Below are 15,816 nucleotides of genomic sequence, written 5' to 3'. Positions count from 1 at the left end.
AAGACGGATTTACAGCCGCTACAAAACTAGCCCTTGGCGCCAGCCTCAATCATATTCTCCGGCCGCACCCACGCATCAAACTCTTCATCGGTCAGATAGCCCAATGCCAACGCCGCCTCACGCAAGGTCAGCCCCTCGCTGTAAGCCTTCTTGGCAATCTCCGCTGATTTGTCATAACCAATGTGCGGGTTCAGCGCCGTCACCAGCATCAGCCCACGTTCCAGATGCCGGGCCATGACTTCGGCATCCGGCTCCAGCCCGGCAATGCAATGCTGCTGGAAGTTGCTGCAACCATCGCCGAGCAGACGAATCGATTGCAGCAGATTGTGAATGATCACCGGTTTGAACACGTTCAACTGCAAGTGACCCTGACTCGCCGCAATGCCGATGGTCACATCGTTGCCCAGCACCTGACAGGCGAGCATCGACAGCGCTTCGCACTGGGTCGGGTTGACCTTGCCGGGCATGATCGAGCTGCCCGGCTCGTTCGCCGGCAGCCGCACTTCGGCAAACCCTGCGCGTGGGCCGGAGCCTAGCAGGCGCAGGTCGTTGGCGATTTTCATCAGCGCCACGGCGAGGGTTTTCAGCGCGCCGGAGAGGTTGGTCAGCGGTTCGTGGCCGGCGAGGGCGGCGAACTTGTTCGGCGCAGTGACGAACGGCAGGCCTGAGAGCGCCGCCAGTTCGGCGGCAATCGCTTCACCAAAACCGTGCGGCGAATTCAGCCCGGTGCCGACCGCGGTGCCGCCCTGCGCCAGTTCACACACCGCCGGCAGTGCGGCGCGAATCGCCCGTTCGGCGTAATCCAGCTGCGCGATAAAACCCGACAGCTCCTGACCGAAAGTGATCGGCGTCGCGTCCATCATGTGCGTACGACCGGTTTTCACCAGTTTCATGTGCCGCGCCGCCAGTTCAGCGAGGCCGCCGGACAACTCGGCAATCGCCGGCAGCAGTTGTTCCTGCACGGCTTGCGCGGTGGCGATGCTCATGGCGGTAGGAAAGCAGTCGTTGGAGCTTTGCGAGCGGTTGACGTGATCGTTCGGGTGCACCGGTGTCTTGCCGCCGCGCGGGTTGCCGGCCAGTTCGTTGGCGCGACCGGCGATCACTTCGTTGACGTTCATGTTGCTCTGCGTGCCGCTGCCGGTCTGCCAGACCACCAGTGGGAACTGGTCATCGTGCTGGCCGTCGAGGACTTCGTCGGCGGCCTGTTCGATCAGCCGGGCGATGTCGGCAGGCAGATCACCGTTGCGATCGTTGACGCGGGCGGCGGCTTTCTTGATCAGGGCCAAGGCATGCAGTACCGGCAGCGGCATGCGTTCCTGACCAATGGCGAAGTTGATCAGCGAGCGTTGCGTCTGAGCACCCCAGTAAGCGTCGTCCGGGACTTCGATCTGGCCCAGGCTGTCGGTTTCGATACGGCTCATCGTGCACACTCCTGTTGGTCTGTTTGCGCAGTTTAGGCCCGGTCGGGCCCAGGTGGTTCCCTCGATCCGATTGTTGACCGGTAAAACCCCGCCAATCAAGCGCGGCAAGGCTCGGGGGTTGAGCGACGAGGTTTTTTAGGCGCAGAATGGTCGCCCTTGGGGTTTGACCTCGCTTTGCTTAAAAGGAAACTCGATGACTCGTCTTCGTGCCATCTGCGCCGCGGTTGCACTGGTTTGCGCCAGCGGCCAGGTGCTTGCCGATACCGCCAGCCACAACGCCAGTGCCGAAGCTTTCCTGACCCTGGCTCACGCTGACAAACTCGGCACTCCGGTGTACATGCAAGTACAGCAAATGTTCGCTCAGCGGTTTGAGCAGACCAAAGCCCCGGAAGCCAAGAAAGCCGTTCTGGAAACCTACCAGGCCAAGGCCAACGCCGCGCTGGACCAGGCCATTGGCTGGAACAAGCTGAAGCCTGACATGGTCAAGCTCTACACCAGCAACTTCAGCGAATCCGAGCTGAAAGACCTTGTTGCGTTCTACCAGTCGCCACTGGGCAAGAAAGTCCTGGAAAAAATGCCGCAGCTGACTCAGCAATCGGCCCAGATGACCCAGGCCAAACTGGAAAGCGCCGTACCGGTCGTCAACAAGCTGCTCGACGACATGACCAAAGAGCTGGACCCGAAAGGCGCTGCTGCGCCGGCCAAGAAAAAGTAAGCGGAGTTCGTGATGACCATGCAACAACGCATCGAATCGACGCTGGCCCTGCTTCAGCCTGAGCACCTGCAAGTGCTGGACGAAAGCCACATGCACAGTCGCGGGTTACAGACGCACTACAAGGCAGTGGTGGTCAGCGCGCAGTTCGACGGCTTGAACCGGGTCAAGCGCCACCAGAAAGTCTACGGCACGCTCGGCGAGCTGATGGGCGAGTTCCATGCGTTGGCGCTGCACACCTACACCCCGCAGGAATGGGCAGAGATCGGCGCCGCTCCGGCATCGCCGACCTGTGCTGGCGGCAGCAAGCATTAAGCTTCGGTTTTTTGCTAGAATCCGCAACGCGCCGCTAACCCGGCGCGTTTTTTTTGAATCCGGTTCACCCTTTGCGAGGGTAGCCACCTGGAGAAATACCCATGACACAACCAATTGTCGTGGCGGCACTGTATAAGTTCGTCACCCTCGAAGATTACGTTGACCTGCGCGAGCCCCTGCTGCAAGCGATGGTCGACAACCAGATCAAAGGCACTCTGCTGATCGCCGAAGAAGGCATCAACGGCACCGTGTCCGGCAGCCGCGAAGGCATCGATGGCCTGCTCGCCTGGCTGAAGAACGACCCACGCATGATCGACATTGATCACAAAGAGTCGTACTGCGACGAGCAGCCGTTCTACCGCACCAAAGTCAAACTGAAGAAAGAGATCGTCACCCTCGGTGTCGAAGGCGTCGACCCGAACAAGAAGGTCGGTACTTATGTTGATCCGCAAGACTGGAACGCGTTGATCAGCGACCCGGAAGTGCTGTTGATCGATACGCGCAACGATTACGAAGTGTCGATCGGTACCTTCGAAGGCGCCATCGATCCGAAAACCACCAGTTTTCGCGAATTCCCTGACTACATCAAAGAACACTTCGACCCGGCCGTGCACAAGAAGGTCGCGATGTTCTGCACCGGAGGCATTCGCTGCGAAAAAGCCTCGAGCTACATGCTCGGTGAGGGCTTCGAAGAGGTTTACCATCTCAAGGGCGGCATCCTGAAGTACCTTGAAGAGGTACCGCAGGAAGACACCAAGTGGCAGGGTGACTGCTTCGTGTTCGACAACCGTGTGACCGTGCGTCACGACCTCAGCGAAGGCGACTACGATCAATGTCATGCCTGCCGCACTCCGGTCAGTGTTGAAGACCGCGCTTCGGAGCATTATGTGGCTGGCATCAGCTGCCCGCATTGCTGGGACAAGCTCAGCGAGAAAACCCGCCGCAGCGCCATCGATCGGCAGAAGCAGATCGAACTGGCCAAGGCGCGCAACATGCCGCACCCGATCGGCTACAACTACAAGCAAGCATCCACCGAGGCTTAACCATGTCTGCGCGCCTGCTCTATGTGATGGATCCGATGTGTTCATGGTGCTGGGGTTTTGCTCCGGTGGCCAAGGCATTGGTCGAACAGGCGCACGCAGCCGGGGTCGAGTTGCATCTGGTGGTTGGCGGTTTGCGCACCGGCAGTGGTTCGGCGCTGGAACCGACCACGCGTCGCTACATTCTTGAGCACTGGCAAGCGGTCACTGAAGCCACCGGTCAACCGTTCAAGTTTGAAGGTGCGTTGCCCGACGGTTTTGTCTACGACACTGAGCCGGCCTGCCGCGCAATCGTCACCGCGCGCAGCCTGGCGCCGGATTGCGCATGGAAACTCGTCGGCCTGATCCAGCAAGCGTTTTACGCTGAAGGTCGCGATGTCACCCGGGCCAGTGTGCTGGTCGAGTTGGCGGAGCAGGCGGGCGTGCCGCGCATCGAATTCGCGGCGTTGTTCGATCATGCCGATCAGCACAAAGCGACTCAGGCCGATTTCAGTTGGGTGCAGGATCTCGGCATCGCTGGTTTTCCGACCCTGCTTGCCGAACGCAACGGTCAACTGGCTCTGCTAACCAACGGCTATCAACCGCTCAGCGAACTGTCGCCATTGCTCGGCCGCTGGCTGGAGCGCGCCGCCTGTGCCTGATCTGGCCGATGACACGCCAGCCGTAAAGCGTGTCGACCGGCTGAGCTGGGCAGAAGTCCGGCGATTGGCACTGACGCACAAAAAATCCCTGTGGATCGCCAACGGTGTGGCCGTGCTGGCAACGCTGTGCAGCGTGCCGATCCCATTGCTGTTGCCATTGCTGGTGGACGAAGTCCTGCTCGGCCACGGCGATGCCGCACTGAAACTCATGAACCATGTGCTGCCGACGATGTGGCAGCAAGCGGCGGGCTACATCGGCCTGATGTTGCTGGTGACGCTGACCCTGCGTTGCAGTTCGCTATGCTTCGGCGTGTTGCAGTCGCGACTGTTTGCACGGCTGGCCAAAGACATCGTTTATCGCATTCGTGTGCGTCTGATCGAACGACTCAAACGCATTTCCCTCGGCGAATACGAAAGCCTCGGCAGCGGCACGGTGACCACACATCTGGTCACCGACCTGGACACCCTCGACAAATTCGTCGGCGAAACCCTCAGCCGCTTTCTGGTGGCGATGCTGACGCTGGTCGGCACCGCGAGCATCCTGATGTGGATGCACTGGAAACTGGCGCTGCTGATTCTGCTGTTCAACCCGTTGGTGATCTACGCCACGATGCAGTTGGGAAAACGTGTCAAACACCTGAAGAAACTCGAGAACGACAGCACCTCGCGCTTCACTCAGGCGTTGAGCGAAACCCTCGATGCGATTCAGGAGATCCGTGCCGGCAATCGACAGGGATTCTTCCTCGGGCGACTCGGCCTGCGTGCGCAGGAAGTGCGCAACTACGCGGTCAACTCGCAGTGGAAAACCGACGCCTCCAATCGCGCCAGCGGTTTGCTCTTCCAGTTCGGCATCGACATTTTCCGCGCGGCGGCGATGCTCACGGTGTTGTTTTCCGACCTGTCGATCGGCCAGATGCTCGCGGTGTTCAGCTATCTGTGGTTCATGATTGGCCCGGTCGAACAACTGCTCAACCTGCAATACGCCTACTACGCGGCAGGCGGTGCGCTGACGCGGATCAACGAACTGCTGGCGCGTGCCGATGAACCGCAATATCCCGGCGGCATCGATCCATTCAAGGGCCGCGACACGGTCGGCATTCAGGTGCAAGGCCTGAGCTTCGGCTACGGTGATGAACTGGTGCTGGATCAGTTGAATCTGTCGATTGCCCCCGGTGAAAAAGTCGCGATTGTCGGCGCCAGCGGTGGTGGCAAAAGTACCCTCGTGCAATTGCTCCTCGGGCTGTATACGCCAGTCTCCGGCAGCATCCGTTTCGGCGGTTCGACCCAGCAGGAAATCGGCCTGGAAACGGTTCGCGAAAATGTCGCGGTGGTGTTGCAGCACCCGGCACTGTTCAACGATACCGTGCGCGCCAACCTGACCATGGGCCGCACCCGCAGTGATGAAGCATGCTGGCAGGCACTGGAAATCGCTCAGCTCGAAGCAACCATCCGTGCGTTGCCCAATGGTCTGGACAGTATTGTCGGCCGCTCCGGCGTGCGCCTGTCGGGTGGGCAGCGTCAACGTCTGGCCATCGCGCGGATGATCCTCGCCGAGCCGAAAGTCGTCATTCTCGACGAAGCCACTTCGGCCCTCGATGCCGCCACCGAGTACAACCTGCATCAGGCCATGGCGCGCTTTCTCAATGGCCGCACCACGCTGATCATCGCCCACCGACTGTCGGCGGTGAAACAGGCCGATCGCGTGCTGGTGTTCGATGGTGGTCAGGTCGCCGAAGACGGTGATCATCAGCAGTTGATTGCTGACGGTGGCCTGTATGCCAAGCTCTATGGTCATCTGCAGCAGATCCAGCGCCCTTGAGTTTCGCCCCCGTTTCTGTGCTTAGTGCTTGAATTGCATCGAGTAAAATCGATCGGAACGCTCAAGCAGACCAGGCATTTGCACAATCGACCTAGAGGACGGCAGAGCTGTCCCTTTGACTTGGCGAAAATTAGCCTAGGCTGAGCTGTCAGGAGCGGGATTTTTCGGTGTTCATCTGGCAGTGCTTGCGCAAGGGATCTCATGAAGCAAAAGCGGACTCTCGGAACGCCACGGTTGTTGGGCATCGTCTGGCCATTTATTGCCGTCGTGTTGTTCCAGGCGTTATTGGGCGGCGTGAGTCTTTACGTGCTCTCGGCCGTTCGCGGTTACGTTGCCGGCGAAAGTCTCTGGTCCAAGGGCCAGAAAGACGCGATCTATTACCTCAATCTGTACGCCGACAGCCGTGACGAGGCGATCTTCCTCAAATACCGCAACGCGATCGCCGTGCCACAAGGCGGGCATCAGTTGCGTCTGGCGCTGGATCATCAACCGCCGGATCTGGCCGCGGCGCGCGAAGGTATTCTCAAGGGTGGCAACCACCCGGATGACGTCTCCAGCCTGATCTGGCTGTACCTCAACTTCCGTCATTTCAGTTATCTGGAAACCGCCATCGATCGCTGGACCGTCGGTGATGCCTATCTGGTCGAACTGGATGACGTGGCGCAGGAGATGCACCGCAGTATTTCGCAAAACACCGCCAACAGCGCCGATATCCAGCGCTGGAAGGCACGGATTTTTGCCATCAACGATGGCGTGACCCCGGCGGCGAAAGCCTTCAGCGATGCCCTGGGCGAAGGCTCGCGGATGATTCTGCGGCTATTGTTGCTCACCAATCTGGCCACGGCGCTGGGGCTGATCGTGCTGGCCTTGTGGCGCACCCACAAATTGCTCAAGCAACGTCATGCCTTTGCCGAGGCACTGCAACTGGAGAAGGATCGGGCGCACGTCACGTTGCATTCGATCGGTGATGGCGTCATCACCACCGATGTCAGCGGTGCCATCGATTACATGAACCCTGCCGCCGAGGCCATGACCCACTGGAAGGCCGAGCAGGCGGCCGGCCTGCCGCTGGCCGCGCTGTTCAATTTGCTCGACGACAATGCCCAGGCCGAGGGGCTGACCCTGATCGAGCACATTCTCAGCGGCCAGCTCAGTGGCGGCAGTGAGCATTCGAAACTGATCCAGCGCCTCGATGGCACGACGTTATCGGTGACGCTGGTCGGCGCGCCGATCCGCAATGCCGGCAAGGTCAGCGGCACGGTGCTGGTGTTGCACGACATGACTCAGGAGCGGCAATACATTGCCAATCTGTCATGGCAGGCCACCCATGACGCGCTGACCGGGCTGGCCAACCGCCGCGAGTTCGAATATCGCTTGGAGCAGGCGCTGCACAATCTCACGCGCCACTCTGGGCGGCATGCGCTGATGTTCCTTGATCTCGATCAGTTCAAACTGGTCAACGACACCTGTGGCCACGCCGCCGGTGATGAGCTGTTGCGGCACATTTGCACGCTGCTGCAATCGGGGCTGCGCGAGGGCGATACGCTGGCGCGCTTGGGCGGTGATGAATTCGGCATTTTGCTGGAGAACTGCGCACCGGAAGCGGCGGAAAAGATTGCCGAGGCGTTGCGCCAGACGGTGCAGAATCTGCATTTTGTCTGGAAGGGGCGACCATTCCTGACCACGGTGAGCATTGGGCTTGTGCATATTACGCAGACCCCGACGACCCTTGAATCCTCATTACGCGCGGCCGATATGGCCTGTTACATGGCCAAGGAAAAGGGCCGCAATCGCGTGCAGATCTATCACGCCGACGATTCCGAGCTGTCGCTGCGCTTCGGTGAAATGGCCTGGGTGCAACGTCTGCACATGGCCCTGGAAGAAAACCGTTTTTGTCTATACGCCCAGGAAATCGCGCCGCTCAAGCCGGGTGACAACAAGGGTGGGCACATCGAGATTCTGCTGCGTCTGCATGATGAAGCCGGGCGGATGATTCTGCCGGACAGTTTCATTCCCGCTGCCGAACGTTATGGTTTGATGAGTCAACTGGATCGCTGGGTAGTTCAGAACGTATTCAAGGTTATTGCTCAATGTATTGCACAAGAACATCAAGAGCCTTTAGCAATGTGTGCGATTAATCTGTCAGGCATTACTATAGGAGATGACGCGTTTTTGCACTTTCTGCGCGAACAGTTTGTTAACTATGCAATACCGCCTGAAATGATTTGTTTTGAAATTACAGAAACCAGTGCAATTTCAAATCTGGGTAGCGCAATAAGATTTATTAATGAACTCAAAGGCTTAGGTTGCTATTTTTCCTTAGATGACTTTTGTGCCGGAATGTCTTCATTCGCTTATCTGAAACATTTGCCTGTAGACTTCCTGAAGATCGACGGGAGTTTCGTAAAGGATATGCTGGACGACCCGATTAACCGCGCAATGGTCGAAGTGATCAATCACATCGGGCATGTCATGGGTAAGCAGACAATTGCCGAGTTTGTTGAAACAACTCAGATCGAGCAGGCATTGCTTGAAATTGGTGTGGATTACGCTCAGGGTTATGTTATAGAGCGTCCACAGTTGTTTACCTGTGACAGTTTGCAAAGTCGGCCCGCCAGACCGCAACCGCTGTTATTCAAAGCGCCTGGCACGTTCCGTTGAAGTCTCTCGCCGATCCTTACAATCACAAATCAAAAGGAGCCGAACAGTGATCGACACATTCAACCGAACCGGACCACTCATGGAAGCTGCAAGTTATCCTGCCTGGGCGCAACAGCTCATTGAGGATTGCAGCGAGAGCAAGCGCCGGGTTGTCGAACATGAACTTTACCTGCGCATGCGTGATAACAAGCTCAGCGCCAGAACCATGCGTCAGTACCTGATCGGGGGCTGGCCGGTGGTTGAGCAATTCGCGTTGTACATGGCGCAGAACCTCACCAAAACCAGGTTTGCTCGTCACCCGGGCGAAGACATGGCGCGGCGCTGGCTGATGCGCAATATCCGCGTTGAACTCAATCACGCCGATTATTGGGTGCATTGGAGTCGTGCCCATGGCGTCAGTCTGGAAGACCTTCAGGCCCAGCATGTGCCGCCCGAACTGCATGCCTTGAGTCATTGGTGCTGGCACACCAGCTCAGCCGATTCGCTGATCGTGGCCATCGCCGCCACCAACTATGCCATTGAAGGCGCGACCGGGGAGTGGTCGGCGCTGGTCTGCTCCACCGGCGTGTACGCCGCAGCGTTTCCCGAAGAGGATCGCAAGCGCGCAATGAAGTGGCTGAAGATGCATGCCCAGTACGATGATGCTCACCCTTGGGAAGCGCTGGAAATCATCTGCACCCTGGCCGGGATGAACCCGAGCAAGGCCTTGCAGGCCGAACTACGTCAGGCGGTGTGCAAGAGCTATGACTACATGTATCTGTTTCTGGAGCGCTGCATGCAACTGGAGACGTCGGAACGCTTGTTGGTCAACCGAGAGCGCAGGGCGGTAGTCGAGAGCTGATTTTCGGCTTGATGCAAAACCAATGTGGGAGCGAGCTTGCTCGCGAAGGGGGCGTCTCAGTCAGCATTGTTTTGACTGGTACACCGCTTTCGCGAGCAAGCTCGCTCCCACACTGTCTTGTGTTGCCTGAAAGGCCTTAGCCCGCCATCGCCAATCGGTTACGACCCTCGCGCTTGGCCACATACAGCGCACTGTCGGCGCGGCGCAGCAAACTGTCAGCCGATTCGCCGGGCAGCAACGTCGAGCAGCCCAAGCTCACGGTCAGCTCGATCAACTGCCCGTCCGCATAGTATTCAGCTGCCTGCGTCGCATAACGCAACCGTTCGCCGACCATTGCGGCCGCATCCCGGCCGGTATTGGACAGCAGCACCAGAAACTCTTCGCCACCGTAACGAAATACCATGTCGACGTTGCGCAACTGCGCCTTGATGGTCGCGGCGATGGCTTTAAGTACGTCATCGCCGGCGCTGTGACCATGACTGTCGTTGACCCGTTTGAAGTGATCGATGTCGAGCATCAGCACCGAGAGCGGCTGCACATGCCGACGCGACATGTCGATCTCGCGCTGCAAGGTCTGCTCCATGGCGATGCGGTTGCCAGCGCCGGTCAACGGATCACGCAGGGCGCTCTGCGTGGCTGCGCGGTAGAGCAGGGCATTGCGCATCGGGTACAGCAGCGACGACAACAGCGATTCAAGGTTGCCCTGGTCCTGTTCGTTGAAGCGCTGATTGCGGCGGAACACCAGTTCGCCCATGTGCTCGCCTTCGTGGCTCAGGCTGTAGCTGATCGAATGGTGGCCGCGGGTACCGAATTCCAGACGCAGATCGCTGGCCTGGTGCACGTAGCTCAGCGCGTCCAGCGGTACAAGACGCTGAACTTCGCGGAAAAACAGACCGAGGATGCGTTGTGGTTCGAGGCTGGTTTGCAGTTGCAGGCTCATTTGCTGGCGCAATTGCACCAGACTGGCCGGTCGCTCCAGAAGGGGCGGCAGTTGACCAAAGCCCAGGCGTTGCAATTTGGCACTGTCAAAGTCAATTGCATTGGTCTGGGAGGGTGATTTCATATGGCGTGAACCCTTAGCGGTAAGTCTGTCTTACAGGCTGGGTGAGAGCGGCTATGGGCTGCGCGTCATACTGATCCATCAGTCCCGTAGGACGTTTGGCGTAAGTCTAGTCTGCCGGATGACGATTAGTAAGCTATCGAAATCGGCCTCGCCCCAATGCCTTCACGCGGCTTGTTTTGAGAAAATTTAGAGCGAAAGTCGTGCCATTCGGTTCGTTTTTATTTAAACCTTTTTGAATCAATGGCTTGGCTTGGGAGGTGGGAAGTGGGTGGTAGAAAATTGACTGAATTGTGACGCTCTAAAGCGGCAAATGCGTGCCGCGACAAGAATCTGCCGCGGCAACAAATGCGACGTATGGCAATTATTGCGCGTTGAATGCCTGGCCGTTGATGCCGGTACTGTCCGGTCCCATCAGATACAGGTACACGGGCATGATCTCCTCCGGCGTCGGATTGTTCAGCGGGTTTTCCCCCGGATAGGCTTGTGCGCGCATGCTGGTGCGCGTACCGCCCGGGTTGATGCTGTTGGAGCGCACTGGGGCGACGCCGTCTACTTCGTCGGCCAGGGTTTGCATCAGTCCTTCGGTGGCGAACTTCGACACGCCATAGGCGCCCCAGTACGCCCGGCCCTTGCGCCCGACGCTGCTGGAGGTGAACACCACCGAGGCATCCTGCGACAGCTTGAGCAACGGCAGCAGGGTGCTGGTCAGCATGAACATGGCGTTGACGTTGACCTGCATGACGCGCATGAAATTTTCGCCGGACAACTGCTCGATCGGCGTGCGCGGGCCAATGATCGATGCGTTGTGAAGCAGGCCGTCGAGGTGGCCGAACTCAGTCTCGATCATCGCCGCCAACTCATCGTACTGATGGGGCAGGGCGGTTTCGAGATTGAATGGAATCACCGCCGGTTGCGGGTGGCCAGCCGCTTCGATCTCGTCGTAGACCTGAGTCAGGTTGGCTTCAGTCTTGCCCAGCAGCAATACCGTAGCGCCATGAGCGGCGTAGGTTTTCGCGGCAGCCGCGCCGATGCCACGACCGGCACCGGTGACCAGAATGACCCGATCCTTGAGCAATTCGGGGCGAGCGGAATAATCAAACATAAAAACCTCATCATGGAGTCAGATCGTTCCCCACGCTCCGCGTGGGGATGCAGCCAATGACGCTCTGCGTCAGGTCTCAGCAGCTGCAAAGCGCGCTATCGAGTACCTTGCGCAATTCCGACGGATGATCCACCACCACATCCGCGCCCCAATGACGCGGATTATCGTCCGGGTGGATATAGCCAAACGTCACCGCAGCGGTTTTCGTCCCGGCATCGCGCCCCGATTCGATATCACGCAGATCATCGCCGACAAACAGAACCGTCGATGGATCCAGATCAAGCATCTTGCACGCAAGGATCAAAGGCTCCGGATCCGGTTTGCTGTTCTTCACGTGATCCGGGCAGATCAGCAGGGCCGAACGCTCGGCCAGCCCCAGTTGCTGCATGATCGGTTCGGCAAAGCGCAGCGGCTTGTTGGTCACCACGCCCCAGATCAGCTTGGCCTTTTCGATGTCGGCGAGCAGTTCGCCCATGCCGTCGAACAGTTTGCTGTGAACCGCGCAGCCGACCAGATAGCGCTCAAGGAACTCCAGACGCAGTTCTTCGAAGCCCGGCGATTCCGGGTCCATCGAGAACGTCACCGCGACCATGGCTTTGGCGCCGCCGGAGATCTCGTCGCGAATGTGCTTGTCATTGATCGGCGGCAAGCCGCGATCGGCGCGCATCGCCTGGCAGATGGCGATGAAGTCCGGCGCCGTGTCGAGCAGGGTGCCGTCCATGTCGAAGAGAACTGCTCTGATGGCCATCGGCTTATTCCTCGCGCAAGGTCTGGATCATGTAATTGACGTCAACGTCGTTGGCCAGCTTGTAGTGCTTGGTCAGCGGGTTGTAGGTCAGGCCGATGATGTCCTTGACGGTCAGGCCGGCCATGCGGCTCCACGCGCCGAGCTCGGACGGGCGAATGAATTTCTTGAAGTCGTGGGTGCCGCGCGGCAGCAGCTTCATGATGTATTCAGCGCCGATGATGGCGAACAGATACGCCTTCGGGTTGCGGTTGATGGTCGAGAAGAACACCTGACCGCCTGGCTTGACCATGCGGAAGCAGGCACGGATCACCGACGAAGGATCGGGTACGTGCTCGAGCATCTCGAGGCAAGTGACCACGTCGAACTGCTCGGGCATTTCTTCGGCCAGGGCTTCAGCGGTGATCTGGCGGTACTCGACGCTGACGCCGGATTCCAGCTGGTGCAGTTGCGCGACGGCCAGTGGGGCCTCGCCCATGTCGATGCCGATGACGGTGGCGCCACGCTGGGCCATGGCTTCGCTGAGGATGCCGCCGCCACAACCGACGTCGAGGACTTTCTTGCCGGCCAGATTGACCCGCTCGTCAATCCAGTTGACCCGCAGCGGGTTGATGTCGTGCAGCGGTTTGAATTCGCTTTCGCGGTCCCACCAGCGATGGGCCAGGGCTTCGAATTTGGCGATTTCGGCGTGGTCGACGTTGCTCATGTTAAATCCTCTGAAACTTGAAAAAGGCTGTAGCCCCGGCGTTAGCGCCGGGGTGTTTACGATTCGGTGTGGCCGCTGATGCGCTGGCCCCAGGCCCGGGCAATAGTGCCAAGCTGTTCTTCGTCCATGCGCGTCAGGCGCCGGTCGTCGAGCAGTTGCTTGCCGGCGACCCACAGGTGTTTCACACAATCGCGGCCGGTTGCATATATAAGCTGCGAAACCGGGTCATACACCGGTTGCTGGGCCAGACCGGACAGGTCGAAAGCAACGATATCGGCGGCTTTGCCGATCTCCAGCGAGCCGACTTGCGCTTCGATTCCCAGCGCCCGCGCGCCATTCAGAGTGGCCATGCGCAGTGCCCGATGGGCGTCCAGAGCAGTGGCGGAACCGGCGATGGCTTTGGCCAGCAGCGCAGCGGTGCGGGTTTCGCCGAGCAGATCGAGATCGTTATTGCTGGCGGCGCCATCGGTGCCGACCGCGACATTCACCCCAGCCTGCCACAAACGCTCGACCGGGCAGAAGCCGCTGGCCAGTTTGAGATTGGACTCCGGGCAATGAATGACGCTGGTGTTGCTTTCTACCAGCAACGCCAGGTCGTCATCGCTGATCTGGGTCATGTGCACAGCCTGGAAGCGCGGGCCGAGCAGACCCAGGCGATCGAGGCGAGCGAGCGGGCGTTCGCCACGCTGCTCCAGCGCTTGCTGGACTTCGAAAGCGGTTTCATGGACGTGCATGTGGATCGAGGCGTCCAGTTCTTCGGCAATCACGCGGATTTTTTCGAGGTTCTCGTCGCCAACGGTGTACGGTGCATGAGGACCGAAGGTGATCTTGATGCGTTCGTGATGCTTCAGATCACCGAACAACTCGACGCCCTGACGAATGGCTTCATCGGCGCTACTGGCGCCCGGGATCGGAAAATCAAGGATCGGAATGGCGATCTGTGCGCGAATGCCGCTGTTGTGCACGCGCTCGCTGGCGACTTTCGGGAAGAAATACATGTCCGAGAAGCAGGTGATGCCACCTTTGAGCTGCTCGGCGATGGCCAGATCAGTGCCGTCACGGACGAAATCTTCATCGACCCATTTGGCTTCGGCCGGCCAGATGTGATTTTCCAGCCAGGTCATCAGCGGCAGATCATCGGCCAGACCACGGAACAGCGTCATCGCCGCGTGGCCGTGCGCATTGATCAGGCCCGGAGCGAGCAAAACATCCGGCAATTCGCGGACTTCAGTGGCGTTACACTTCAATGCTTCGGCGCGCGGGCCGATAAACACGATGCGACCGTCGCGGATGCCCAGGCCGTGCTCCTTGAGCACAACGCCTGCAGGTTCGACGGGTACCAGCCAGGTCGGCAGCAATAATAAGTCGAGCGCAATGGCAGGTTTCGGCATCGAGGGTCGGTTCCAGTGCTTTTGTAAAGGATGGCGAAGTATACCCGAGCGTCTTCGCGGGGGGATCGCTATAATCGGCGGCTTTTGTTCATGAGTGCGGGGTGTGGGATGCGCGATCGACTGTTGGCTGCGGAGAAAGTGAAGGCCATCGATTGGCGAGATGGCGCGCTGCACCTGCTGGATCAGCGTATTTTGCCGTTCGAGGAAACCTGGATCGCCTACACCAGCGCCGCTGGCGTGGCTGAGGCGATTCGCTCGATGGTGGTGCGTGGCGCGCCGGCGATTGGCATCAGTGCGGCCTATGGCATTGTCCTTGCGGCACGTGCGCGGATCGCTGAGGGTGGCGATTGGTACGCCACGCTCGAAGAAGATTTCGCTTTGCTCGCCGATTCCCGTCCGACCGCGGTCAATCTGTTCTGGGCGCTCGGCCGTATGCACGATCGTCTGGATCGCCTGAAAGAAAACGCCGATCCGCTGGCGGCGCTGGAAGCTGAAGCCATCGCCATTCATGAAAGCGACCGCGAGGCCAATCTGACCATGGCGCAACTCGGCGTCGACCTGATCCGTAAACATCAAGGCAATGCCCAGGCGATTCTGACTCACTGCAATACCGGCGCACTGGCTACCGGTGGTTTCGGTACGGCATTGGGGGTGATTCGCGCGGCTTTTCTCGAAGGCATGGTCGAGCGCGTTTACGCCGATGAAACCCGTCCGTGGCTGCAAGGCTCGCGCCTGACTGCGTGGGAACTGGCCAACGAAGGCATTCCGGTGACCCTCAATGCCGACTCCGCCGCTGCCCACATCATGAAAACCAAAGGCGTGACCTGGGTGATCGTCGGCGCCGACCGCATCACGGCCAATGGTGACGTGGCGAACAAGATCGGCACCTATCAATTGGCGGTCAACGCCATGCACCACGGCGTGCGTTTCATGGTCGTGGCGCCGAGTTCGACCATCGACATGAATCTGGCCAGCGGTGACGATATTCCGATCGAGGAGCGTGACGGCGCTGAGCTGCTCGAAGTCGGCGGCAAGCGCGTTGGTGCGGATGTTGAGGCGTTCAACCCGGTGTTTGACGTGACGCCGGCGGATCTCATCGACGCGATCGTCACCGAAAAGGGCATCGTCGAGCGCCCGGATACCGCGAAAATGGCCCAGTTGATGTGCCGCAAGCGCCTGCATTGATTGACTTGATGTCTGCGTTGTCCTCTTCGCGAGCAAGCTCGCTCCCACAGGTTTTGTGATCACCATAGAACAATGTGGGAGCGAGCTTGCTCGCGAAGGGGCCTTAAAAGTCAATAAACATCGCTAAACCAAGCTCCAATTTCGCATTCAAAGAAGCTCTGAGCCTCTCTCGTC

General features: G+C 59.1%; 14 protein-coding genes. 8 read left to right on the top strand and 6 right to left on the bottom strand.

Annotation, left to right across the window (positions count from 1 at the left end; translation table 11 throughout):
- Positions 1 to 26: 26 nt before the first annotated feature.
- Positions 27 to 1,421 (bottom strand): class II fumarate hydratase, encoded by a 1,395-nt coding sequence (locus tag ACRRSD_RS07045; RefSeq protein ID WP_435037621.1) that lies wholly within the window; start codon positions 1,419 to 1,421, stop codon positions 27 to 29.
- A gap of 193 nt (positions 1,422 to 1,614) precedes the next feature.
- On the opposite strand from ACRRSD_RS07045, the gene ACRRSD_RS07040 reads away from it, so the two are divergent.
- From ACRRSD_RS07040 to ACRRSD_RS07010, 7 genes are all read left to right on the top strand, one after another.
- Positions 1,615 to 2,136 carry a DUF2059 domain-containing protein gene (locus tag ACRRSD_RS07040; protein ID WP_435037620.1) on the top strand — a complete coding sequence of 174 codons (522 nt, stop codon included), beginning with the start codon at positions 1,615 to 1,617 and terminating at the stop codon, positions 2,134 to 2,136.
- A gap of 12 nt (positions 2,137 to 2,148) precedes the next feature.
- Entirely contained in the window at positions 2,149 to 2,448 is a 300-nt protein-coding gene (locus ACRRSD_RS07035) for a BolA family protein (protein WP_064391455.1), read from the top strand.
- A gap of 101 nt (positions 2,449 to 2,549) precedes the next feature.
- The gene (locus ACRRSD_RS07030) at positions 2,550 to 3,491 is read left to right on the top strand and encodes a rhodanese-related sulfurtransferase (RefSeq protein WP_435037619.1); all 942 of its coding nucleotides are present in this window, start codon (positions 2,550 to 2,552) and stop codon (positions 3,489 to 3,491) included.
- Between the two features lie 35 nt (positions 3,492 to 3,526).
- A complete protein-coding gene (locus ACRRSD_RS07025) occupies positions 3,527 to 4,129 on the top strand; it encodes a DsbA family protein (RefSeq protein ID WP_435038481.1) in 603 nt (200 codons plus the stop codon).
- On the top strand, positions 4,122 to 5,948 hold the full coding sequence (locus ACRRSD_RS07020) for an ABC transporter ATP-binding protein (protein ID WP_435037618.1): 1,827 nt from the start codon (positions 4,122 to 4,124) through the stop codon (positions 5,946 to 5,948). Before ACRRSD_RS07025 ends, ACRRSD_RS07020 begins: the two co-directional genes overlap by 8 nt.
- 201 nt (positions 5,949 to 6,149) lie before the next feature.
- On the top strand, positions 6,150 to 8,609 hold the full coding sequence (locus tag ACRRSD_RS07015; protein ID WP_435037617.1) for an EAL domain-containing protein: 2,460 nt from the start codon (positions 6,150 to 6,152) through the stop codon (positions 8,607 to 8,609).
- Between the two features lie 79 nt (positions 8,610 to 8,688).
- Complete coding sequence (locus ACRRSD_RS07010) at positions 8,689 to 9,450, top strand: TenA family transcriptional regulator (protein ID WP_371857736.1); 762 nt, start codon at positions 8,689 to 8,691, stop codon at positions 9,448 to 9,450.
- Positions 9,451 to 9,586: 136 nt separating this feature from the next.
- Here ACRRSD_RS07010 and ACRRSD_RS07005 read toward each other — a convergent pair whose 3' ends face one another.
- The 5 genes from ACRRSD_RS07005 to ACRRSD_RS06985 all read right to left on the bottom strand — a co-directional run bounded on the left by ACRRSD_RS07005 (position 9,587) and on the right by ACRRSD_RS06985 (position 14,457).
- Positions 9,587 to 10,513 carry a GGDEF domain-containing protein gene (locus ACRRSD_RS07005; RefSeq protein WP_435037616.1) on the bottom strand — a complete coding sequence of 309 codons (927 nt, stop codon included), beginning with the start codon at positions 10,511 to 10,513 and terminating at the stop codon, positions 9,587 to 9,589.
- A 361-nt stretch (positions 10,514 to 10,874) separates the two neighbouring features.
- Positions 10,875 to 11,615, bottom strand: coding sequence for a YciK family oxidoreductase (locus ACRRSD_RS07000; protein WP_025113079.1), 741 nt, complete (start codon positions 11,613 to 11,615; stop codon positions 10,875 to 10,877).
- A gap of 76 nt (positions 11,616 to 11,691) precedes the next feature.
- Positions 11,692 to 12,363, bottom strand: a complete 672-nt coding sequence (gene mupP, locus ACRRSD_RS06995; protein ID WP_095048567.1) for an N-acetylmuramic acid 6-phosphate phosphatase MupP — start codon at positions 12,361 to 12,363, stop codon at positions 11,692 to 11,694.
- Between the two features lie 4 nt (positions 12,364 to 12,367).
- A complete protein-coding gene (gene ubiG / locus ACRRSD_RS06990) occupies positions 12,368 to 13,066 on the bottom strand; it encodes a bifunctional 2-polyprenyl-6-hydroxyphenol methylase/3-demethylubiquinol 3-O-methyltransferase UbiG (protein WP_435037615.1) in 699 nt (232 codons plus the stop codon).
- Between the two features lie 56 nt (positions 13,067 to 13,122).
- Positions 13,123 to 14,457 (bottom strand): TRZ/ATZ family hydrolase, encoded by a 1,335-nt coding sequence (locus tag ACRRSD_RS06985; protein ID WP_435037614.1) that lies wholly within the window; start codon positions 14,455 to 14,457, stop codon positions 13,123 to 13,125.
- Between the two features lie 108 nt (positions 14,458 to 14,565).
- Here ACRRSD_RS06985 and mtnA point away from each other — a divergent pair, with 108 nt between their 5' ends.
- Entirely contained in the window at positions 14,566 to 15,642 is a 1,077-nt protein-coding gene (gene mtnA, locus ACRRSD_RS06980) for an S-methyl-5-thioribose-1-phosphate isomerase (protein ID WP_435037613.1), read from the top strand.
- The last annotated feature ends 174 nt before the right edge of the window (positions 15,643 to 15,816 follow it).

It is taken from the genome of Pseudomonas neuropathica (genome assembly GCF_051174785.1).
Taxonomy (GTDB): Bacteria; Pseudomonadota; Gammaproteobacteria; order Pseudomonadales; family Pseudomonadaceae; genus Aquipseudomonas; species Aquipseudomonas neuropathica_A.
The sequence above is the reverse complement of the archived record's forward strand: the minus strand, read 5'-3'. Positions and strand labels throughout refer to the sequence as shown.

Bases quoted from the DNA above. Each gene is read 5' to 3' on its own strand.
- ACRRSD_RS07045 (WP_435037621.1), bottom strand. From the start codon at position 1,421: ATGAGCCGTATCGAAACCGACAGCCTGGGCCAGATCGAAGTCCCGGAC.
- ACRRSD_RS07040 (WP_435037620.1), top strand. From the start codon at position 1,615: ATGACTCGTCTTCGTGCCATCTGCGCCGCGGTTGCACTGGTTTGCGCC.
- ACRRSD_RS07035 (WP_064391455.1), top strand. From the start codon at position 2,149: ATGACCATGCAACAACGCATCGAATCGACGCTGGCCCTGCTTCAGCCT.
- ACRRSD_RS07030 (WP_435037619.1), top strand. From the start codon at position 2,550: ATGACACAACCAATTGTCGTGGCGGCACTGTATAAGTTCGTCACCCTC.
- ACRRSD_RS07025 (WP_435038481.1), top strand. From the start codon at position 3,527: ATGTGTTCATGGTGCTGGGGTTTTGCTCCGGTGGCCAAGGCATTGGTC.
- ACRRSD_RS07015 (WP_435037617.1), top strand. From the start codon at position 6,150: ATGAAGCAAAAGCGGACTCTCGGAACGCCACGGTTGTTGGGCATCGTC.
- ACRRSD_RS07010 (WP_371857736.1), top strand. From the start codon at position 8,689: ATGGAAGCTGCAAGTTATCCTGCCTGGGCGCAACAGCTCATTGAGGAT.
- ACRRSD_RS07005 (WP_435037616.1), bottom strand. From the start codon at position 10,513: ATGAAATCACCCTCCCAGACCAATGCAATTGACTTTGACAGTGCCAAA.
- ACRRSD_RS07000 (WP_025113079.1), bottom strand. From the start codon at position 11,615: ATGTTTGATTATTCCGCTCGCCCCGAATTGCTCAAGGATCGGGTCATT.
- mupP (WP_095048567.1), bottom strand. From the start codon at position 12,363: ATGGCCATCAGAGCAGTTCTCTTCGACATGGACGGCACCCTGCTCGAC.
- ubiG (WP_435037615.1), bottom strand. From the start codon at position 13,066: ATGAGCAACGTCGACCACGCCGAAATCGCCAAATTCGAAGCCCTGGCC.
- ACRRSD_RS06985 (WP_435037614.1), bottom strand. From the start codon at position 14,457: ATGCCGAAACCTGCCATTGCGCTCGACTTATTATTGCTGCCGACCTGG.
- mtnA (WP_435037613.1), top strand. From the start codon at position 14,566: ATGCGCGATCGACTGTTGGCTGCGGAGAAAGTGAAGGCCATCGATTGG.